We start from the raw sequence: 23,341 nt of genomic DNA, 5'->3' as shown, positions 1-23,341 counted from the left end.
GTGGAAACCTTATGCTAAGAGTACTGAATCACCGACGATATTCTTGGAATAAGGGGATAATTAATGGAGGTGTTTTATTAATGGATAAAGCAAGAAAGCAAGAAATAATTACAAAATATGCAAGAAAAGAAGGAGATACTGGTTCTCCAGAAGTACAGATTGCATTACTTACAGAAAGAATTAATCATTTAAATGGTCATTTACAATCTCATAAAAAGGATCACCATTCAAGAAGAGGTCTTTTAATGATGGTTGGTAGAAGAAGAGGTCTTTTAAATTATCTTGAATCTGTAGATATTGAAAGATATCGTGAAATAGTTAAAAGCTTAGGTTTAAGAAAATAATAAAGTCGGGGAGCGGTACTTAACCGCTCTATTATTTTACAAAATAAATTATTTTATACTTTTTAAGGAGGTATGTTTATGTCACATGTATTAGAAACTATGGTTGGTGGCAGAAAACTTAAGGTTGAATACGGCAAAACAGGAATGCTTTCTAACTGTGCTATATTTATGAGCTATGGTGATACTGTTGTTATGGTGAATGTCAATGCTTCAGAAAAACCTCGTGAAGGTATAGACTTTTTTCCATTAAGCGTAGAATATGAAGAAAGATTGTATTCTGTTGGAAAAATACCTGGAGGGTTTATAAAAAGAGAAGGAAAGCCTTCTGAAAAGTCTATACTTCATGCAAGAGCTATAGATAGACCACTTAGACCATTATTTCCAAAGGGATATAGAAATGATGTTCAAATAATATGTACAATAATGTCTGTTGAGCAGGATAATGCACCAGATATACTTGCAATGAATGGAGCATCAATGGCTTTATGCCTTTCAAGTATTCCTTTTACAACACCTGTTGGAACTGTATCTGTAGGACTTATTGATGGTGAATATATTCTTAATCCTACTGAGGAGCAAAGGGATAAGAGTACTTTGAATTTAACAGTATGTGCTACAAAGGAAAGAGTAATGATGATAGAGGCTGGTGGCGACGAAATACCAGAAGAAACTATGATAAACGCTATCAAATTTGGATTTGATGCTTGTCAAACTATAGTTAAATTTCAGGAAGAAGCAATGAAGCAGTTTGGAAAAGAAAAAGATATTCCAGAGCTTTATCATCCTAAAGAGGAAATAGAAGAAGCTGTTACACAGTTTGCTTTTGATATGTTAAAGGAAACTATGTACATAACTGATAGAGAAAAAAGAAATGAAAAGCTTAAAGAGGTTAAAGCTAAAATTTCTGATGAATTTGCTGAAAAGTATCCTGACGACGGCGCAGATATTGATGAAATAGTTTATACTATTCAGAAAAAAATAGTTAGAAATATGCTTTTAAACGAGCATAAGAGACCAGATGGAAGAGCTTTTGATGAAATTAGACCTATAAGCTGTGAAGTTGGGCTCCTTCCAAGAACTCATGGTACTGGTTTGTTTACAAGAGGATTAACTCAAGTAATGACTGTTGCAACTTTAGGTTCACTTGGAGATGTTCAGGTTTTAGATGGACTTGGAACTGAGGAATCAAAACGATATATGCATCACTACAATTTTCCAGCTTATTCAACTGGAGAGGTTAAACCGCTTAGAGGACCAGGAAGAAGAGAAATAGGTCATGGTGCTCTTGCAGAAAAAGCTTTAGAACCTTTAATACCATCTGAAGAAGAATTCCCTTATACAATAAGGCTTGTTTCAGAAGTTCTTAGTTCTAATGGTTCAACATCTCAGGCAAGCGTTTGTGGAAGTACTTTAGCACTTCTTGATGCAGGTGTTCCAATAAAAAGACCAGCTGCTGGAATTGCTATGGGGCTTATAACGAGTGAAGATTTAAGTAAAGAAGCTGTTATTACAGATATACAGGGATTAGAAGATTTCTTTGGAGATATGGATTTTAAGGTTGCAGGTACTGAAAAAGGAATTACTTCTATACAGGTAGATACTAAAATTCATGGATTGTCTCAAACGTGTATACGTGATGCTATAAATGGAGCAAGAAAAGCAAGATTATTTATACTTGATAAGATTAAAAATTGTATTGCAAAGCCAAAGGAAGAATTGTCACCTTATGCACCTAGAGCATATACTATAAATATAGCTCCAGAAAAAATAAGAACGTTAATTGGAACTGGTGGAAAAACAATAAATAAGATAATAGATGAAACTGGAGTTAAAATAGATATTAAAGAAGATGGAAAAGTTTTTGTTCTATCAACTGATGGACCATCAGCATCAAAAGCTTTAAAAATGATTGATAATTTGACAAAGGATGTTAAAGTAGGAGAAGTATATTTAGGAAAAGTTGTGAAAATAACTAACTTTGGAGCGTTTGTTGAAATATTGCCTGGAAAAGAAGGTCTTGTTCATATTTCTAAGCTTGATGTTTCGAGAGTTGAAAAAGTAGAAGATATTGTTTCTGTTGGAGATGAGATATTAGTAAAGGTTACTGATATAGATAATCAAGGCAGAATAAATTTATCAAGAAAAGATGCAATTAAAGAACAAGAAAAAGAAGAAAAAGATTAATTTTGATAGAAGGGCGTAAAAGCCTTTTTATTTTACAGTCTATTATTCTCTGTAATAAATTATTCTTTATATAAATATATTTAATAAATGAAAATTTGTTTAAAAGGAGTGATTTGTTATGGATGATAATATAAAGCTTTATAGTGAAATAGAAAAGTATGAAATTATTAATATCAATGATGGTGAAAAATATTCATCAATAGAAAATAATGATATAATAATTGACGATAGCGGAAATATGAAATCTTTAATTTTAGGGGATAATAAATCTGGCTTTTCACTATTTAGTAAAAGTGATTTCTTTGAAGTGCCATGGCAATTTGTAAAAAAAATAGGAGCAAGAACTGTAATTATTGATGTTGATAATTCCATCATTAAAAAAAATCGTTTGTGATTTGGGGGATTATTATGAGACTCATAGTACAAAAATTTGGAGGAACATCCGTATCCAATCACGAAAGAAGAAAATGTGTTGTAAAAAAAGTTCTTGATGCTCAAAGACAGGGGTACTCTCCTATAGTAATAGTTTCTGCTATGGGTAGAAAAGGAGAGCCATATGCGACAGACACCCTTCTCTCACTTGTAAATGAAGAATTTAAAAATAAGAATAAACTTGCAGCTGATCTTCTCATGTGTTGTGGTGAACTTATAAGTGCTGTAGTTGTTAGCAGTGAACTTAATGAAAATGGAATTAAAGCAGTGCCATTTACAGGGGGGCAGGCTGGAATTATAACTGATGATAACTATAATAATGCTTCTGTTAGAACTGTTGATCCTAGTTGTCTTATGGAAACAGTTAAAAATGGTGAAGTTCCTGTTATAGCTGGTTTTCAAGGGAAAAGTGAGAAGGGATTCTTTACCACTTTGGGCAGAGGAGGAAGCGATGTTACAGCTTCTATTGTTGGGTGTGCTGTTAAGGCTGAAAAAATAGAAATATATACTGATGTAGATGGAATAATGACAGCTGATCCAAGGATTGTTAGAGAGGCTTCTTTAATAGAAAAAATAAGTTATAGTGAACTATTTGAATTTGCAGAGCAGGGAGCTAAGGTTATTCATCCTAGGGCAGTAGAAATTGCTATGAATGGAAATGTACCACTTGTAGTAAAAAATACTCTTAGTAACTGTAAAGGCACTTTAATAAATGAACTTGGAGGAATTGCAAGTAAGGAATTAATAACGGGAATAACTTATTTAAGCGGTAGAATTCAGGTTAAAATTAAATTTAGGGATAATGAAGAGAATTCTAATTATAGCGATATTTTGAATATACTTGCGGTAAACGATATAAGCATAGATTTGATAAATATATTTCCAAGAGAAAGTATATTTACTATTGATGAAAGTAATTTGATCAAATTTGAATATATAATGGATAAGTTTAAAATATTATATTCTATTATAAAAAATTGCAGCAAAATTTCAATTATTGGCAATAGAATTTGCGGTGTTCCTGGAGTGATGGCAAGAATATTAAAGGCACTTACAAAGGAAAATATTGAAGTACTTCAAACAGCAGATTCACACTCTACCATTTGGTGCCTCATAAAATCAAGTGAAAAGGAAAAAGCTATAAATTCACTTCATAATGAATTTAATTTATATAATAAATAATATTTTGTATTATTTTATGTTTTCTGCACACAATATATAACATGTGCAGGAGGGATTTTTATGGAAGATAAAAAAGATGATGATATAAAAGAATTAGGATTGCAAGATGTTCCAGAAGCTGATCAAAGAATACAGTTCATACAAATTATAGGTCAGATTGAAGGGCACGGAGTACTACCATCACAGACTAAAACTACAAAATATGAACACGTTATACCTGAACTCATAGCTATGGAAAACAATACAAAGGTTGAAGGAGTATTAATTGTGCTTAATACTGTTGGAGGAGATGTAGAAGCAGGGCTTGCTATAGCAGAAATGATAAATAGTTTAAGTAAACCAACAGTATCGCTTGTTATAGGAGGAGGGCATTCTATAGGTGTACCTTTAGCTACAGCAGCGAATTGTTCATTTATTTCTCCAAGTGCTACCATGATAGTACATCCAATAAGAATGAATGGCCTTGTACTGGGGGTACCTCAAACATTTGAGTACTTCAATAAAATGCAAGAAAGAATAACTGAATTTATAGTTAGAACCTCAAAAGTTAATAAAGAGGACTTGAAGACAATGATGACTAGAACTAATGACTTGTTAAATGATATGGGTACAATATTAATTGGAAAACAGGCAGTTGAATGTGGGCTTATTGATGAGGTTGGAGGAATAAAGGAATCGATACAGAAATTAAATGAACTTATTGAAACTAAAAAACCATAGGATTATCCTATGGTTAATTAATATTAATGATATATTTTTGTCTAAAAAGGATTATAATATTTTTTGTAGAAAATAAATCAGTGGGGGTGATACTATTGTCTAGAAAGAAAAGTAAAAAAAATTCATATAAAGAACCTTCTGAGACTACTTTAAATAGTGATATAGCAGGAATTGCAATTTTGGGATTTGGAGTATTTTCTTCACTCAGCATGTTTTTTACAAGCTTCACAGGAATAATAGGCATTGGTATGAAAAAGCTTCTCTTTACAATAGTTGGACTTGGAGCATATATACTTCCTATATTTTTGATTTTTATTGGAATATGCTACATAGCCAAAAGAGGAAAAATTAATTTTAGCAAAAGATTTTATGGAATTATTTTGATATTCATAAATACGTTAATGATCATACAAATGAATGTTTTGGACCAATACTACACGAGTAATAATATTTTAGACGGAATAAAGAAACTATATATAAATGATGATGTAATGCATGGTGGAGTAGTATCATATTTAATTGATATACCTATTTATAAATTATTTGGCAATGGATGTATAGTTATATTTGCATCATTATACCTAGTTTCATTCCTTTTAATCTCACAAAAGTCTTTAGGAGATATAATAGCTAAAAGAATTCGGAGAAAACCTAAATCGGCCCCTGTGATTAAAGAAGAAAATAATTTTGAAGATAATAAGCTTCAAGAGGATAGTAAGTATGAAAAGCCAATAGCTAAAAAGTTATCTGACAAGATTAAAATAGTAGATTTTCTTAAAAATGATGGGAATTTAACTAATGAAAAAGATGGACAAGATAATAGTAAAATTGAAATAAACGATTCACTAAGTAAAATGGATAATGAAAATATAAGCAAAGAATTAGAAAGTGAGATAGAGCAAAATTCAAATCCAGAAGTGGAAATTAACTATGAATATCCAGCCTTAAATTTACTTAATCAAAATGAAATGGTTAAACTAAATAAAAGCGATAAAAAAGAACTCTTATCAAGTGCTGAAAAACTTACAGATACTTTAAATAGCTTTGGAGTTGATGCAAAGGTTATACAAGTATCGAGAGGTCCATCAGTAACTAGGTATGAACTTCAACCTAGTGCAGGAGTAAAGGTAAGTAAGATAGTTAATTTAGCTGATGATATAGCTCTTAATTTAGCGTCAGCAGGAGTTAGAATTGAGGCACCAATACCAGGAAAGGCGGCTATTGGAATAGAGGTTCCTAATAAAGAACTTACACCTGTTTTTTTAAGTGAGGTAATTGAATCAGATGCGTTTTTAAACTCGAAGTCTAATTTAGCATTTGCACTTGGTAAGGATATTGGTGGAAATTGTGTGGTTACAGATTTAACCAAGATGCCGCATCTTCTTATAGCTGGTGCTACAGGTTCTGGAAAAAGTGTATGCATAAATACTTTGATAATTAGTTTATTATATAAATATCCCCCTAATGATGTTAAGCTTTTAATGATAGACCCAAAGGTTGTAGAATTAAATATATATAATGGAATTCCACACCTTTTAATACCTGTTGTTACTAATCCTAAAAAAGCTGCAGGTGCTCTAAATTGGGCAGTTAATGAAATGACAAGAAGATATAAGGTGTTTGCAGATAACAACGTTAGAAATGTAGAGGGATATAATGATCTTTGCCGTAAAACTGGGGAAAGCAAAATGCCATGGATTGTTATAATAATCGATGAGTTAGCAGATCTTATGATGGTTTGTCCTAATGATGTTGAGGATTATATAGGAAGACTTGCACAAATGGCTAGGGCAGCTGGAATGCATCTTGTTATTGCTACTCAAAGACCTTCAGTAGATGTAATTACAGGAGTTATAAAAGCAAATATACCATCAAGAATATCTTTTGCAGTTTCTAGTCAAATAGACTCACGAACTATACTTGATGTAGGTGGTGCAGAAAAATTACTTGGAAAGGGAGATATGCTTTTTAATCCTGTTGGCGAATCAAAGCCACTTAGAATACAGGGTGCTTTCATATCGGAAGAAGAGGTTGAAAGAGTAGTTGAATTTATTAAGAATCAGGTAGGCAAATCTGAATATAAAGAAGAAATTATGGAACAAATAAACAATACTGTAGAAAGCTCTAATTCTAATGATGATGAACTTTTAAATGAAGCCTTAAAAATAATAATTGAAAGTAATCAAGCATCAACCTCGCTTATTCAAAGAAAGTTAAGGATTGGCTATAATAGAGCTGCAAGGATAATAGAACAGATGGAGGAAAAAGGCTACATATCACAAAGGGACGGAAGCAAACCGAGAAATATACTAATAAGCAAGGAAGAAATTGAGGCTATGCAATAGTGTATCATGAAATATGTATTAACAATTATTAAATAAGATAAAATTTACTTGTTTAATTTCTTTTAAAGTAATAAAATATAACATGTATTTATTTAAATAGATTCGCTGGGAGGAAACATAGTGGGCAAGTTGAAATTTGGAGTAGTTAGTTTAGGGTGTGACAAAAATAGAGTAGATAGTGAAATAATACTGGGAAATGCAAAAGAAAATTATGAAATTGTAAATGATCCAAGAGAAGCAGATATAATTCTTGTAAATACCTGTGGTTTTATAGAATCATCAAAGCAAGAATCTATAAATACTATTTTAGAGATGAGTACATATAAAAAAGATTATAAATGCAAAATGCTTATAGCAACTGGATGCCTTACTCAAAGGTATGGTAAAGAGCTAATGGAACTTATGCCAGAAATCGATGGCATATTAGGCGTAAATAATTATAATAAATTAGATGAAATTATAACAGAGTTCTTTAAAAATGGTGGGAAAGAAATATACTGCAGCTATAGTGATGCAAATATTAATGAAGGTAAAAGAATTATAACAACATCGACTTATACAGCTTATCTTAGAATTGCAGAAGGATGTAATAATTTTTGTTCATACTGTATAATACCTAAGATAAGGGGAAAATATAGAAGTAGGAAGATGGAGGACATTATTGAAGAAGCTGAAAATTTAGCACAAAATGGGACAAAGGAATTGATACTTATAGCTCAAGATACTACAAGATATGGAACTGATTTATATGGCAGAAAGCTAATACATGAGTTAATGCATAAGATATCTTCAATTGATGGTATAGAATGGATTAGAATTATGTATTGTTATCCAGAAGAAATTACTGAAGAGCTTATAGATGAAATAGCTTCCAATTCAAAAGTATGCAAGTATATAGATATGCCAATTCAGCATATAAGTAATAATATACTAAAAAAAATGTATAGGAAAACAAGGAAAGAAGAAATAATTGAAAAGATTAACCAAATAAAGAAAAAAGTAAATGGAGTTGCACTTAGAACATCACTAATAGTTGGTTTCCCAGGAGAAACTGAAGAAAACTTTGGTGAGCTTTGTGAATTTGTAAATGAAATTGGATTTGATAAACTTGGAGTTTTTAAGTATTCTAGAGAAGAAGGAACTAAAGCAGCTGAAATGCCAATGCAAATTGATGAAGAGATAAAGGAAAAAAGGCAAGAAGATATAATGATAATTCAGCAAGAGGTATCCAAAAAAGTTAATTCACAGAAGATAGGAAGAATATACAAAGTTTTAGTTGAAGGTTTCAATGGAGAGTATTGGTATGGAAGAAACTATGAAATGGCACCAGACATTGATGGGCAAGTGTTTTTTAAATGTGATAAATCAATAAAGAATGGAGAATTTATTAATGTAAGAATTACTGAAAGTTTAGAATATGATTTAATAGGAGTTGTATGTTATGAATCTTGCAAATAAATTAACTTTAATAAGAATCTTTTTAATACCTGTATTTTTGGTATTCATAGTACCTAAAGGAATTCCATTTGGTAAGACTATAGCTACTGTTATATTCATTCTAGCAGCAATTACTGATAAACTTGACGGGTATATAGCTAGAAGTAGAAATCAAATAACTAGATTTGGGAAGATAATGGATCCACTTGCGGATAAATTACTTGTATCTGCAGCACTTATAACTTTAGTTGAATTCCATGTTATACATGCACTAATAGCAATAGTAATAATTGCAAGGGAATTTGCTGTAACTGGACTTAGAAGTGTAGCGGCAGCGGAAGGAATGATATTGGCAGCTAATTGGTGGGGAAAAATAAAAACTGTATGTCAAATCGTAGCTGTTGTCTTTGCGCTTTTATATATGAATATAAGAAAAAACCAAGCGTTTGCCCGTATAATAGATAATTTAAATATATTTGGTATACATAATAAAGTCATAGTTAGCTTTTTTCACTATGGAACTAATATAACTATGTTTATAGCTGTTGTTGCTACAATAGCGTCTGGAATTGAAATATTTGTTAAAAACAAAGAAGTTTTTATGAATGATAAATAAAATGTTTAAAATTCAAAAAAATGTAAAAAATAATTATATATAGATTATTGAAATTTGTTGACCTTAAGCTTATTTTATTATATAATAACATATGAAAGAACAAATGTTCGATACAGAGAGGTTGGTGAACCCTTAGGGGAATAATATGGATAATGATAAGTTAAAAGCTATAGATACGGCTATGAGCCAAATAGAAAAGCAGTTTGGAAAAGGTTCAATAATGAAACTAGGAGAACATAGTACACTTAATGTTGATGCAATATCAACTGGATGTTTATCTTTGGATATTGCACTTGGAATAGGAGGAGTTCCAAGAGGAAGAGTTGTTGAGATATTTGGACCTGAATCTTCAGGTAAAACTACAGTAGCACTTCACATTGTAGCAGAAGCACAAAAAAAGGGTGGTGCAGCTGCTTTTATTGATGCTGAACATGCTCTTGATCCTCAGTATGCTAAAAAATTGGGTGTTGATATAGAAAATTTAATTGTATCTCAACCAGATACAGGAGAGCAGGCACTTGAGATTGCTGAAGCATTAGTAAGATCTGGCGCTATTGATGTAATTGTAGTGGATTCTGTTGCTGCACTTGTTCCAAAAGTAGAAATAGAAGGGGAAATGGGAGATTCACATGTTGGACTCCAAGCAAGGCTTATGTCTCAAGCTCTTAGAAAACTTGCTGGCTCAATAGATAAAACAAAATGTGTTGCTATTTTTATTAATCAGCTTAGAGAAAAAGTTGGAGTAATGTTCGGAAATCCAGAAACTACACCTGGAGGTAGAGCACTTAAGTTTTATGCTTCTGTAAGACTTGATATAAGAAGAATAGATTCGATAAAACAGGGTGAAAATATCATTGGTAACAGAGCTAGAATAAAGGTAGTAAAAAATAAAGTTGCTCCTCCATTTAAACAAGCTGAATTTGATATAATGTATAATGAAGGTATATCAAACGAAGGCAATATAGTAGATGTTGGAGTAAAAGAAGAAATAATCCAGAAGAGTGGAGCTTGGTTCTCATATGGAGAACTAAGATTAGGGCAAGGAAGAGAGAATGCAAAACAGTTCTTTAAGGAAAACCCTGAAGTAAGATTGGAAATTGAAAATAAAATAAGAGAAAAATATGAATTGCCTTTGCATGGACAAAATACAGAAAAACCTTCAAGTAAAAAAGAAACAGCTGTTACAGAAGAAGAGAACAAGTAGTTTTATATAAAATATTATTGCAAAAATAGAACCTACTTATAAAGTTAAAATAAAAGAGGTTCTATTTTTTTTTATTGAATAATAAGAATCAAAGTCACTATCTTTAACTTGACATAATAGTGAATTTAATATACAATAAAATATATACAAATACTGGTTTAGCATATTCAAATGATTGCCAATTGAATAAATATGACACCTTTTCATAGCTTTCATGTACTTCAAATAATGTGACAAAATAAGCAAGGAGGTGTTTTGAGGCAATGAATAATATTTATACATTTTTAATTGCCATAGGTATAATAATTGTACTAGTGGCTATAGAATTATATTTCAGGAAAAAGTATGCCTGGGCAAAACTTTCAAAGGCAGAGGAAGAAGCTAAGAAAATTAAAGAGGATGCTTTGAAAGAAGCAGAATCTTCTAAAAAAGAAGCAATTCTAGAAGCAAAAGAGGAAGTTCATAAACTCAGAGCAGATCTTGACAAGGAAACAAGAGAAAGAAGAAATGAAATTCAAAGATTAGAAAGAAGAAATATTCAAAGAGAAGAAAGCTTAGACAAAAAAAGTGAAGTATTAGAAAAGAAAGAAGACATTCTCAATCAGCGTGAATCCTCAATTAAAGAGAAGGAAGGCAGTGTTGAAGAATTATATGTAACTCAAAGAAAAGAGCTTGAAAAGCTTTCAGGCTTTACTTCTGAAGAGGCTAAACAAATGCTTTTAGAAGAAACAAGAAAAGAAATAAAGCATGAAGTAGCAGTTATGATTAAAGATGTTGAACAAAAAGCAAAAGAAGAAGCTGATAAAAAAGCAAGAGAAATTATTACTTATGCTATACAAAGATGTGCAGCAGATCATGTAGCTGAGTCTACTGTTTATGTTGTAGCACTTCCTAATGATGAAATGAAGGGTAGAATAATAGGTAGAGAGGGTAGAAATATACGAGCTCTTGAAACTTTGACAGGAGTCGATTTAATAATTGATGATACTCCAGAAGCAGTTATTTTATCTGGGTTTGATCCTATAAGAAGGGAAGTAGCAAAGATTGCCCTTGAAAAGTTAATATTAGATGGAAGAATTCATCCAGCAAGAATTGAAGAAATGGTTGAAAAGGCCAAAAAAGAAGTTGAAAATAATATTAAAGAAGAGGGAGAACAGGCTACATTTGAAACAGGAGTTCATGGCTTACATAGTGAACTGATTAGACTTTTAGGAAGATTAAAATATAGGACCAGTTATGGTCAAAACGTTTTAAAACATTCTATAGAAGTTTCATATTTAGCAGGTTTTATGGCATCTGAATTAGGGATAGATCCTACATTTGCTAAAAGAGCTGGATTACTTCATGATATTGGCAAAGCTGTAGATCATGAGGTTGAAGGTCCGCATGCATTAATTGGCGCAGAAGTTGCAAAAAAGTATCATGAATCTTCTTTAATTGTGAATGCTATAGCGGCTCATCATGGAGATGTTGAACCTCAAGCACTAGAAGCAATTTTAGTTCAGGCTGCGGATGCTATATCAGCAGCAAGACCAGGTGCAAGAAGGGAAACACTAGAAGCATATATAAAGAGATTAGAAAAATTAGAAGAAATAGCTAATTCTTATGAAGGCGTAGAAAAGTCATATGCCATTCAGGCTGGAAGAGAAATCAGAATTATGGTTAAACCAGATGTAGTAGACGATGCGGGTTCAGTAGAAATGGCAAGGAATATTGTTAAAAATATAGAAGAACAATTAGAATATCCTGGTCAAATTAAAATAAATGTAATAAGAGAAACCCGAGCAGTTGATTATGCAAAATAAAAATATATGTTAGAAAATAAATTCCTTTCAAAGTATTTGAAGGGAATTTTTATATGTTAAATAATTTTTTTGGTATTTAGAAGGAATTTTTTAAAATATGTAGAATTATATACCTATATTATTAAATAATTATTTACAATTTTATCAACGTAGGAGGGTTATTATGGAAGTATTAAAAGTTTCAGCAAAATCAAGTCCAAATTCAGTAGCAGGTGCTTTAGCAGGAGTTTTAAGAGAAAGGGGAGCTGCCGAAATTCAGGCAATAGGTGCTGGAGCAATTAATCAGGCAGTAAAAGCTATAGCAATAGCAAGGGGATTTGTAGCACCAAGCGGTATAGATTTAGTATGTATTCCAGCTTTTACAGACATTGAAATAGATGGTGAGGAAAGAACGGCAATAAAATTGATAGTTCAACCAAGATAATAAAGATTTTTATAAGGAGACTTTAAATTTATTTGAAGTCTCTTTTATTTATTCCCAAAGTATGATAAATTATTGTATGGAGGAATGTTATGAAGAAATTAAATTTTAAAGCTTTATTATTACTTATGAGACCGAAACAATGGACTAAGAATTTATTTATATTTGGTGCTATTATATTTTCTGGAAACTTCTCAAATAAGCCACTTATTTTGGAGAATTTATTTGTATTCGTTATGTTTTGTTTGACATCTTCTAGTGTGTACATCTTTAATGATATAATAGATGCCGATAAAGATAGAAAGCACCCTGTTAAAAAAAATAGGCCAATAGCTAGTGGAAAGGTATCAAAAATTCAAGGTATAATTTTTGATGTAATATTACTTATTATTATAATCACTTTTACAAGTAGAGTTGATATAAATATATTAATATTACTAATTGGATATATTATAATGAATATATTTTATTCTTTTATTCTAAAAAATGTAGTTATAATAGATGTCATGATAATAACTGCTGGTTTTGTCATGAGGCTTGCAAGTGGAGGTATGGCGACCCATGTAGAATTGTCTCCATGGATAATATTATGTACTGTATTATTAGCATTATTCATTGCTTTAAATAAAAGAAAAAGCGAAATTATATCTATGAAAGAAAATAGCACTAAAACGCGAAAAATACTAGAAGAATATTCAGTAGAATTAATTGATAAAATGCTTACAATTGTAACCCCATCAATTCTAATGGCATATTGTTTGTATACTTTTAGTTCTATACAAAATAGAAGTATGATGATAACTATACCTTTTGTATTATACGGTATATTTAGATATGAATATTTGATGGAAAAAGCGAATATTGGTGGAAAGCCAGAGGATGTTTTTACTAAAGATACGCCATTTTTAATTAACATTGTTTGTTGGTTTTTAGCAGTAATAATTGTAATCTATTTTAAGTTCCAATTGTAGTGCATTTACAACAATTATATTTGATGATATATTGAAAGAGTGTGAAGTTGCAATATTTTATTTTAAGTAGTATATAATCTAATTAAGTTAATTAAAAGGCTATATTTTATGAGTTTGGAGGAAATACAAAATGGTTTTATCGAAAAAAGCAGAAGCTATATCACCATCTATAACTTTGGCAATAACAGCAAAAGCTAAGGAGTTAAAAGAACAAGGTGTTAATATAATTGGTTTTGGAGCAGGTGAACCTGATTTTAATACACCACAGAATATCATTAATGCAGCTGTGACAGCGATGAATAGGGGATATACAAAATATACACCTTCTTCTGGAATAAAAGAACTTAAGGAAGCAATAAGAAGCAAATTTAAGAGAGATAATAATTTAAATTATAATATATCTCAAATTATTGTTTCAACAGGTGCCAAACAATGTTTAGCAAATGTATTTGCAGCAATACTTAATCCACTTGATGAGGTTATAATTGCTTCTCCATATTGGGTTACATATCCGGAGCTTGTAAGATTAAGTGATGGAGTTTCTGTATTTATAGAAACAAAGGAAGAAAATAATTTTAAATTTACAATTGAAGATATTAAAAAGGCTTATACAGAGAACACAAAAGCAATAATTATAAATAGTCCTAACAATCCAACTGGAACTGTATACACTAAAGAGGAACTTACTAGGATTGCTGATTTTGCTAAAGAAAAAGATTTAATTATTATATCAGATGAAATATATGAAAAGCTTATTTATGATGGTGAAAAGCATGTAAGTATTGCAAGTCTTAATGAGGATGCATTTAAAAGAACAGTAGTTATAAATGGTATGTCTAAATCCTATGCTATGACTGGATGGAGAGTAGGATATGCAGCTTCAGGAAATGAGAAGATAATAAAGCTTATGTCAAATATTCAGAGCCATACAACTTCAAATGTTAATTCAATATCGCAGTATGCTAGTGTAGAAGCTTTAAATGGTAGCCAGGATGCTTTAAAACATATGGTAGACGAATTTAAAAAGAGAAGAGAATATATGGTTAATAAGATAGAAAGTATTAAAGGAGTGCACTGTGGTAGCAATCCTAAAGGTGCTTTTTATGTGATGGTTAATATAAGTGAACTCTTTGGTAAAAAAATAAATAATGCAGTTATAAATAGTTCATTTGATTTTTGTAGTAAACTTTTAGAGGAAAATAATGTAGCAGCTATTCCTGGTGCAGGCTTTGGAAATGACAATTATGTAAGACTTTCATATGCAACTTCTATGGATAACATTGTTGAGGGTTTAGATAGAATAGAAAGTTTTATAAATAAGTTAAAATAAATTAAAGATAGTAAAGGGGCGCACTGTTATGAGCAAGACAATTAAAATGGTTCTTCCAATTAACGGCAAAGTACTTCCTTTGTCAGATGTAAATGATTATTTGTTTAATAAAAAAATAATGGGTGAAGGAGCAGCAATAGAACCAATCGATGGTAATGTTTTATCTCCGATTGATGGTAAAATTGTTTTAATATATAAAACAAATCATGCTGTTGCTGTAGAAAACGAAGATGGAATAAAAGTACTTATTCATGTTGGACTCGATAGTGCAAAGTTAGAAGGAAAAGGTTTTGCTTTGTATGTAAAAGTTGGAGACAATGTAAAGGCAGGAGATAAAATATTAAGTTTTGATAGAGAACTTTTAGAAAAGAATGCATCTATAACTACTCCTGTTGTAATAACAAACTCTGAAAGAGTAAAAAATTATGATGTAGATTACTCTGTTAAAGCAGCAGGAAAGGAATTTGCTCAATTTTCTATCGATTAATAGGAATTTGTGTAAATTTTGTTGAATATATTATCGTATTATGTTATACTGTACTAAGCTAAATTAACAATTAATTAAATAGAGGTGGTTATTAATGGTAACAAAAAGCGTTGTTGTTAAAAGTGCAACTGGTTTACATGCTAGACCAGCAACATTACTTGTAAAAAAAGCTTCTAGCTTTAAATCAGATGTTAATATGGAGTTTAATGGTAAAAAGGCAAATGCTAAAAGTTTAATAGGTGTTTTATCTTTAGGAGTAACTAAAGATAGTACAATTAAATTGATAGTTTCTGGTGATGATGAAGCATTAGCAGCAGAAGAAATCGTTAAATTAATAGAATCATTAGATGAATAGTTCAAAATAAAAACAATGAAAATTTAAATTTTCATTGTTTTTATTTTAAGGTTTTGTTTTAAATAATAACTTTTATTTTTCACTTATTCAAAAGAAAGTTTTTTCAGTGAATTTATCTATGTTAAAAAAATACATATAGGAACACGAATAAAATATATTAAATTGTTAATAAATATATGGTATACTATAAACGAATATTATAATTATAAAGATTATGTACGGAGGTATATTATGAGAAATACTTACGAAACGCCACTTAATAGAAGATATGCTTCAGCTGAAATGAGTTATCTATTTTCTGATGAAATGAAGTTTAAAACCTGGAGAAAACTTTGGGTAGCACTTGCAGAAAGTGAAATGGAACTTGGACTTAATATAACTCAAAATCAGGTGGATGAGCTTAAAAAGTACGTTGATGATATAAATTATGAGGTGGCAGAAGAAAGAGAAAAAATAGTAAGACATGATGTTATGAGTCATGTATATGCTTATGGTGTTCAATGTCCATCTGCAAAGGGAATAATTCATCTTGGAGCTACATCATGTTATGTTGGAGATAATACAGATATAATAATAATGAAAGAAGCATTACTTATAATAAAAAAGAAGCTGATTAATGTAATAAGTCATTTAAGTGAATTTGCTCTCAAATATAAAGCGTTACCTACACTTGGTTTTACGCATCTTCAACCAGCACAGTTAACTACTGTTGGAAAGAGGTGTACACTTTGGATACAAGATTTAATGATAGATCTTGAAAACTTGGATTTTGTAATTGAAAATCTAAAATTAAGAGGTGTTAAAGGGACAACAGGAACTCAAGCTAGCTTTATGGAACTTTTTAATGGCGATGAAAGCAAAGTTAAAGAGTTAGAAAAAAAAGTAGTAAGTAAAATGGGCTTTAAGAATGCATATAATGTTACAGGTCAAACATATCCAAGAAAAGTGGATTCTATAGTATTAAATACATTAGCTGAAATTGCTCAAAGTGCATACAAATTTAGTAATGACCTTAGAATACTTCAAAATATGAAGGAAATGGAGGAACCTTTTGAAAAAAATCAAATAGGCTCTTCTGCTATGGCATACAAAAGAAATCCTATGAGATCTGAAAGGATAAGTGCATTATCGAGATACGTTATTGTAGATGCTTTAAATCCAGCTATAACATCATCTACACAGTGGTTTGAAAGAACCCTTGATGATTCTGCAAATAAAAGACTTTCAGTTGCAGAAGGCTTTTTAGCTTTAGATGGTGTATTAAATCTTTATATAAATGTATCAAGTAATATGGTAGTTTATGAAAAAGTTATAGCATCTCATGTTAAAAATGAACTTCCTTTTATGGCTACAGAAAATATAATGATGGAAGCAGTTAAAAGAGGTGGAGATAGACAAGAATTGCATGAAGTAATAAGAGAGTACTCCATGGAAACTGCTAAGAGGATAAAGCAAGAAGGATTAACAAATGATTTGATAGACAAAATTAAAAAGAATCCTGTATTTAAACTAACTGAAAAGGAAATTGATGAAATTATAGATCCTAAAAAGTTTACAGGAAGATCAGCAGGGCAAGTAGAAGATTATATAAATGAATGTGTAAAACCTGTTCTCGAAAGTAATAAAGAATGTTTAAATGTTTCTGTAAATATTAGTGTATAGAATGTAAAAAATTTACAAACGTATTTACATGACATTTATAAAAGTATATAATAAGTTCATGGAATATGAACTTATTATATTATGTAGAGATGAAGGGTTTTAACAATGAAAAAAAGAAGCATTTTTTTTGTACTAATTTTATTAATTATTTTATCTTTTTGTGGATGTTCTAAAAATACGAAAAATGCCCTAAAGAATAATGTTAAATCTGAAAATTTAGCATCAAAAAAGCAAAAGGAAAAAGTTGCAGTTAAGAAGCCAGAAGAAAAAAAGCCAGAGGTGTATAAAGTTGGTTCTAAAGGAGACGAAGTAAAATATATTCAAGACAAACTTATTAGCTACGGCTATCCTGTATCTGATGATGGTAAATTTGGCGTTCAAACTGATTGGGCTGTGAGAGATTTTCAATATAGACACGATGTAACTATGGATGGATCTGTTTCAGACAATACAATGAAATTACTAAAAGAAACACCTACACCCGATAAAATTTGTAATTCTAATCTTGGGGCAGAAGCTAATCAAGAAGTACAAGGTTATAAATCAGCGGCAGAGCAAACTGCTAATTCAAATGATTTACCAAGTTACACAAAATATTTAATAATGGCATCTCTTAAAGAACAGCGAGTATATATTTTTAATGGAAGTAATCACAGCTGGAGTTTAATAAATACTTTTCCATGTACATCTGGAGCAGAAGAAACCCCTACAGTAACGGGACATTTTTTTGTACAAGGTAAAGGACCATCCTTTAAAACGGCCAATAATGTTATATGTAAATATTATACTCAGATACAAGGAAATTATTTATTTCATAGTATACTTTATGATGTGAATGGGAATGTTGTAGATGGAACCTTAGGTGCATCTTTATCTCATGGATGTGTACGATTAGCTTTGCAAAACGCTAAATATATATACGATAATATGCCTATGGGAACTGCTATATGGATATATTAAAACATAATTATAAGTATGAAAGAGGATATGTGAATGAAGTTTAAGGAATTTGAATATAAGAGACCAAATATTGATGATATAAAGAATAAATTTAATGATTTTTTAAAGGAATTTAAAGCAGCAGATAGCTTTGAAAAGCAGGATGAAATAATAAAAAAAATTAATGAATTAAGAAATGAAATAGAATCTATGAATACTATTGTAGAAATAAGACATACAATTGATACAAATGATTCTTTTTATGAAGGTGAACAAAGTTTTTGGGATAATAACACACCTGCATATGAGGCAATGATAGCTGATTATTATAAATGTCTTATAAATTCCAAATTTAGAAATGCACTTGAGAAAAAGTGGGGTAAACAGTTATTTACAATAGCTGAGTATCAAATTTCAACGATTTCTGATGAGGTAATAGATGACCTTAAAGAGGAAAATGAATTATCAAGTAAATATACAAAACTTTTAGCATCAGCTAAGATAATGTATAAAGGAGAAGAGAGAAATCTTTCACAGATGGTTCCTTTTACTTTATCTAAGGATAGGGAAACTAGAAAGGAAGCAAGTGAAAAGAAATATGCGTTCTTTACAGATAATAGTAAGGAATTTGATGATATATATGATAAACTTGTAAAAGTAAGAACTAGAATAGCTAAAAAACTTGGATTTAATAATTTTGTAGAACTTGCATACAAGAGGATGTTAAGATCAGATTATAATTCTGAGATGGTTAAAAGCTTTAGAGAACAAGTTAAAGAGGTAATAGTGCCAGTATCTGAAAAACTTGTTGAAAGACAGAGAAAAAGGCTTGGTCTTGATAAAATAAAATACTATGATCTTAAGTTATATTTTAAGTCAGGAAATGCAAAACCGCACGGAGATGCAGCCTGGATGGTTAAAAATGCACAAAAAATGTATGGTGAGCTTTCAGATGAAACTAACGAATTTTTTAAATTTATGACCGAAAATGGGCTTATGGATCTTGTAAGTAAAAAGGGAAAAGGCAGCGGTGGATATTGTACCTATATAAGTAAATATAGATCACCATTTATATTCTCCAATTTTAATGGTACATCAGGTGATGTAAATGTACTTACTCATGAAGCAGGTCATGCATTTCAGGTATTTTCAAGCAGAGATTTAAATATACCAGAATATAGTTTTCCAACATATGAAGCTGCGGAGATACATTCTATGAGTATGGAATTCTTTACATGGCCATGGATGAAATTATTCTTTGAGGAAGAAGAGGAAAAGTATAGATTCTTCCATATAAGTGATGCACTTTTATTTATACCATATGGTGTTGCAGTGGATGAATTTCAACATGTTGTATATGAAAATCCAGATATGACTCCGCAAGATAGAAAAAAAGCTTGGAGAGAAATTGAAAAGAAATATCTCCCTTATATAGATTATGAGGATAATGACTTCTTAGAGAATGGTGGATATTGGCAGCAGCAGAGACATATATATGAAAGTCCATTTTACTATATTGATTATACTCTTGCTCAGCTTTGTGCATTCCAATTTTGGAAAAAGTCTCTTGACAATAGAGAGGAAGCTTGGAAGGATTATTTAGCATTGTGTAAATTGGGAGGAAGTATGTCTTTTCTAAATTTAATTAAGAATGCTAAGCTTGTTTCTCCATTTAAACCTGGAAGTATGAAAGCTATAATTGATCCTGTAGAAAAATGGATTGATAGTGTAGATGATTCTAAATTTTAATAGTTAGGAATTTAAAGCAAGTTGCTGTTTAAATTAAAATAGTAACTTGTTTTTATATATAGTGAAACTAGCTCAACTATTGAAATTCATGTGCACCTCAATGAATAGATGGCGGCATTTTGGTACAAATAAATTTCAAGTTTTAGAGTGGTTTATCTTTATTATAATAATAAAATGCTACAGCATACATATATTTTAATATAAATTAATGATATAATAATTTATATTAAAATAATTAGTTGTATGGAGCTGTTTTTATGTCTAATGAAACAAAATTACAAGAGAGAACAATCTTTGAAATTAAAAAACCCAGAATGTATAAGGTGATAATATATAATGATGATTATACTACTATGGATTTTGTAGTAGAAGTTTTAGTAAATGTATTTTCAAAAAATGTTCCTGAGGCAGTTAAGATAATGTTTAATGTACATAAAAATGGAAGCGGAGTTGCAGGAATATATTCTTATGATATAGCAGCCACTAAAATTAAACAAACTCAAGATATGGCAAGTAAAAGTGGTTATCCGCTGAAATTAACTATGGAGGGGGTATAGTCGTGGGATTTGATGATACTTTGGATGAAATTATTACAGCAGCATATAGTGAGGCAAAATATGATATGCACAAATATTTTACTCCCGAGCATATACTTTATGCTTCTCTATTTTATGATGATGGTATAAAAATAATAAAAAACTCCGGAGGTTCTGTAGAAGATCTAAAAAAAGAGCTTGAAAAGTACTTTTTAGATAATATTGAAAAACTTGATAAGGGAGAACCGGTTCAGACAGAAGGAGTTCAAAATATAATTAATTCTGCAGCAAAACATGTTTTTTCAAGTGGAAATGAAAGTATTACAATTGGAGATGTATACGTAGCAATTTACGATGATGAAAATTCCTTTGGAGGATATTACTTAAAGAAGCAAGGGATTACTCGATTAAATCTTCTTAATTATATAACTCATGGAATTTCTGTTGTTAACAGCAAACTAGACAATTCTTATGATTATGAAGAAAATGATGAAGATTATTATGCTTATGACTATTATGAAGAAAATGATAAAACCGCTTCTAATAATTTTATTGATGATATAACCGAAAAAGCTGCCAAAGGTCTTATTGATCCTGTTATAGGGAGAAAAGATATTATTAGAAGAACTCTTCAAGTTTTATGCAGGAGGAGGAAAAATAACCCTATACATGTTGGTGAGCCTGGTGTTGGAAAAACATCTATTACAGAAGGAATAGCTGAATTAATTGTAAAAGGTGATGTTCCAGGAGTGCTAAAGGGAAGTAAGATATATTCTCTTGATATGGCAAGTATGGTTGCAGGTACAAAATACAGAGGAGATTTTGAAGAAAGAATAAAAAAGATATTAAATGATATTGAAAAGCAGGATAAACCAATTGTTTATATAGATGAAATACATACTATAATAGGCGCTGGTGCAGTTTCAGGAGGTTCAATAGATGCATCCAATATACTAAAACCCTATCTTGTTGGAGGCAAAATTAAGTTTATAGGTTCTACAACTTATGATGAATATAAGAAAATTTTTGAAAAGGATAGAGCACTATCAAGAAGATTTCAAAAAATAGACGTAAAAGAACCAACTGTAGAAGAAACTTATGATATTTTAAAAGGAATAAAAGAAAAATATGAAAAGTATCATAATGTAAGATATACCGATAATGCATTAGAAGCAGCGGCAAAATTTTCTGCTAAGTATATAAATGATAGATTTTTGCCGGATAAAGCTATTGATGTAATTGATGAATGTGGTGCGCTTTCTCAAATGGAGAGAAAGGATAATGAAGTTATAAGCATAGATATAAAGGAAATAGAAAGTGTTATTTCTTCGATTTCAGGAGTACCTGTAACAGAGGTATCAGAAAATGAAATTGAAAAGTTAAAATCCCTAGAAAAAGTTTTAAAGCAAAATATTTTTGGTCAAGATAGTGCTATAGAAGCAGTTGTTAAAGCTGTAAAAAGATCTAGAGCAGGACTTAATGATGAATCTAAAACTATAGCTAACTTACTGTTTGTTGGACCTACTGGCGTAGGAAAAACAGAAATAGCTAGAAAAATATCTGAAGTACTTAACATAAAGCTAATAAGATTTGACATGAGTGAATATCAGGAAAAGCATACTGTAGCAAGGCTTATAGGATCTCCTCCAGGGTATGTTGGCTATGAAGAGGGCGGGCTTTTGACAGATGCTATAAGAAAGAATCCATATTCAGTGCTTCTTTTAGATGAGATAGAAAAGGCACATCAAGATATTCTGAATGTTCTTCTACAAATAATGGATTATGCAACATTAACAGATACTTCAGGAAAAAAAGCTGATTTTAGAAATGTAATACTTATTATGACTTCAAATAAGGGAGCAGTTGGTGTTGGAAAGAGTATAATAGGCTTTGGACATAGAACAGTTGGAGGAGAATATATAGACAAGGAAGTAAATAGATACTTTTCTCCGGAGTTTAGAAATAGATTAGATGATATAATAATCTTTAATGAAATGAATTTACAAATGGCAGAGCTAATAGTAAAAAAAGAATTTAGATATTTTAAAGATAAGCTTAAAGCTAAGGATATAGAGATTGAAATAACTGAAGAATGTATTAAATGGATAGCTGATAAAGCTCTTAGTTCAAAATATGGTGCACGTGAAATAATTAGAATAATTAAAAAGGATATAAAATCATATTTTGTAGATGAAGTTTTATTTGGTAAGCTTTCTCACGGTGGAAAGGCAGTAGTCGACATAGATAACGACAAAATCCATATAGTAGAGGAATAAAAGGCAGTGTAGTTGGAAAACATACGCATAGAGAGGTGTGTTTTAATGGATAACAAAATAAATAAGACCCAGAATAATAAAAAAGAAGATGGAATATTTAAAAAGAAAAATATAAAACATGATCCAAATGCCGAAAGTGCAAGAACCAAATTTGATTCCAAGGGTAGAAGCGAATATTAATTTTAAAAAAACTGTGGTAATAAACAAATATCACAGCTTTTTTGTTTTTATAAATATTAAGTGCAATCAGCATTGATTTACATAATACTGATTATGTAAATTGAATTATAAAGTAAACCAATAAATCAAAATTTTATGATACGAAAAAGTTAAAAGAATCAAAGCG

The 23,341-nt window shown here is 30.5% G+C and carries 21 protein-coding genes; all 21 read left to right on the top strand.

Features of this window, described 5'->3' with window-relative positions:
- The first annotated feature begins 80 nt into the window (after positions 1-80).
- The 21 genes from rpsO to ACJDT4_RS05285 all read left to right on the top strand — a co-directional run bounded on the left by rpsO (position 81) and on the right by ACJDT4_RS05285 (position 23,175).
- Positions 81-344, top strand: coding sequence for a 30S ribosomal protein S15 (rpsO, locus tag ACJDT4_RS05385; RefSeq protein ID WP_406786516.1), 264 nt, complete (start codon positions 81-83; stop codon positions 342-344).
- A 78-nt stretch (positions 345-422) separates the two neighbouring features.
- Positions 423-2,528, top strand: coding sequence for a polyribonucleotide nucleotidyltransferase (locus ACJDT4_RS05380; RefSeq protein WP_406786515.1), 2,106 nt, complete (start codon positions 423-425; stop codon positions 2,526-2,528).
- A gap of 118 nt (positions 2,529-2,646) precedes the next feature.
- A complete protein-coding gene (locus ACJDT4_RS05375) occupies positions 2,647-2,922 on the top strand; it encodes a YlmC/YmxH family sporulation protein (RefSeq protein ID WP_406786514.1) in 276 nt (91 codons plus the stop codon).
- Between the two features lie 14 nt (positions 2,923-2,936).
- Complete coding sequence (gene dapG / locus ACJDT4_RS05370; RefSeq protein WP_406786513.1) at positions 2,937-4,142, top strand: aspartate kinase; 1,206 nt, start codon at positions 2,937-2,939, stop codon at positions 4,140-4,142.
- Between the two features lie 60 nt (positions 4,143-4,202).
- Complete coding sequence (locus ACJDT4_RS05365; protein WP_406786512.1) at positions 4,203-4,862, top strand: ClpP family protease; 660 nt, start codon at positions 4,203-4,205, stop codon at positions 4,860-4,862.
- A gap of 26 nt (positions 4,863-4,888) precedes the next feature.
- Entirely contained in the window at positions 4,889-7,207 is a 2,319-nt protein-coding gene (locus tag ACJDT4_RS05360) for an FtsK/SpoIIIE family DNA translocase (protein WP_406786511.1), read from the top strand.
- Positions 7,208-7,327: 120 nt separating this feature from the next.
- The gene (gene rimO, locus ACJDT4_RS05355; RefSeq protein ID WP_406786510.1) at positions 7,328-8,665 is read left to right on the top strand and encodes a 30S ribosomal protein S12 methylthiotransferase RimO; all 1,338 of its coding nucleotides are present in this window, start codon (positions 7,328-7,330) and stop codon (positions 8,663-8,665) included.
- Positions 8,649-9,260, top strand: coding sequence for a CDP-diacylglycerol--glycerol-3-phosphate 3-phosphatidyltransferase (pgsA, locus tag ACJDT4_RS05350; RefSeq protein ID WP_406786509.1), 612 nt, complete (start codon positions 8,649-8,651; stop codon positions 9,258-9,260). The genes rimO and pgsA overlap by 17 nt, the downstream gene beginning before the upstream one ends.
- 145 nt (positions 9,261-9,405) lie before the next feature.
- Entirely contained in the window at positions 9,406-10,464 is a 1,059-nt protein-coding gene (gene recA, locus ACJDT4_RS05345; protein WP_406786508.1) for a recombinase RecA, read from the top strand.
- A gap of 263 nt (positions 10,465-10,727) precedes the next feature.
- Positions 10,728-12,269: a ribonuclease Y gene (rny, locus tag ACJDT4_RS05340; RefSeq protein WP_406786507.1), complete on the top strand. Its 1,542-nt coding sequence runs from the start codon at positions 10,728-10,730 to the stop codon at positions 12,267-12,269.
- Positions 12,270-12,432: 163 nt separating this feature from the next.
- A complete protein-coding gene (locus tag ACJDT4_RS05335; RefSeq protein ID WP_053241904.1) occupies positions 12,433-12,693 on the top strand; it encodes a stage V sporulation protein S in 261 nt (86 codons plus the stop codon).
- A gap of 89 nt (positions 12,694-12,782) precedes the next feature.
- Positions 12,783-13,661, top strand: coding sequence for a decaprenyl-phosphate phosphoribosyltransferase (locus ACJDT4_RS05330; RefSeq protein WP_406786506.1), 879 nt, complete (start codon positions 12,783-12,785; stop codon positions 13,659-13,661).
- Between the two features lie 130 nt (positions 13,662-13,791).
- Positions 13,792-14,991: a pyridoxal phosphate-dependent aminotransferase gene (locus ACJDT4_RS05325; RefSeq protein WP_406786505.1), complete on the top strand. Its 1,200-nt coding sequence runs from the start codon at positions 13,792-13,794 to the stop codon at positions 14,989-14,991.
- 28 nt (positions 14,992-15,019) lie between these two features.
- The gene (locus ACJDT4_RS05320) at positions 15,020-15,478 is read left to right on the top strand and encodes a PTS sugar transporter subunit IIA (protein WP_406786504.1); all 459 of its coding nucleotides are present in this window, start codon (positions 15,020-15,022) and stop codon (positions 15,476-15,478) included.
- A 94-nt stretch (positions 15,479-15,572) separates the two neighbouring features.
- Positions 15,573-15,833: an HPr family phosphocarrier protein gene (locus ACJDT4_RS05315; protein WP_406786503.1), complete on the top strand. Its 261-nt coding sequence runs from the start codon at positions 15,573-15,575 to the stop codon at positions 15,831-15,833.
- A 231-nt stretch (positions 15,834-16,064) separates the two neighbouring features.
- Entirely contained in the window at positions 16,065-17,495 is a 1,431-nt protein-coding gene (gene purB, locus ACJDT4_RS05310; RefSeq protein ID WP_406786502.1) for an adenylosuccinate lyase, read from the top strand.
- A gap of 105 nt (positions 17,496-17,600) precedes the next feature.
- On the top strand, positions 17,601-18,455 hold the full coding sequence (locus ACJDT4_RS05305) for a L,D-transpeptidase family protein (RefSeq protein WP_406786501.1): 855 nt from the start codon (positions 17,601-17,603) through the stop codon (positions 18,453-18,455).
- A gap of 33 nt (positions 18,456-18,488) precedes the next feature.
- Positions 18,489-20,183 (top strand): M3 family oligoendopeptidase, encoded by a 1,695-nt coding sequence (locus ACJDT4_RS05300; RefSeq protein WP_406786500.1) that lies wholly within the window; start codon positions 18,489-18,491, stop codon positions 20,181-20,183.
- Between the two features lie 257 nt (positions 20,184-20,440).
- Positions 20,441-20,740, top strand: coding sequence for an ATP-dependent Clp protease adaptor ClpS (locus ACJDT4_RS05295; RefSeq protein WP_406786499.1), 300 nt, complete (start codon positions 20,441-20,443; stop codon positions 20,738-20,740).
- A gap of 2 nt (positions 20,741-20,742) precedes the next feature.
- Positions 20,743-22,995, top strand: a complete 2,253-nt coding sequence (gene clpA, locus ACJDT4_RS05290) for an ATP-dependent Clp protease ATP-binding subunit ClpA (protein ID WP_406786498.1) — start codon at positions 20,743-20,745, stop codon at positions 22,993-22,995.
- 45 nt (positions 22,996-23,040) lie between these two features.
- A complete protein-coding gene (locus ACJDT4_RS05285; protein WP_406786497.1) occupies positions 23,041-23,175 on the top strand; it encodes a CPC_1213 family protein in 135 nt (44 codons plus the stop codon).
- The last annotated feature ends 166 nt before the right edge of the window (positions 23,176-23,341 follow it).

The sequence above is a fragment of the Clostridium neuense genome (assembly GCF_045310695.1).
GTDB classification, from domain to species: Bacteria; Bacillota; Clostridia; order Clostridiales; family Clostridiaceae; genus Clostridium_S; species Clostridium_S neuense.
This window is presented reverse-complemented; position numbering and strand designations above follow the sequence as displayed.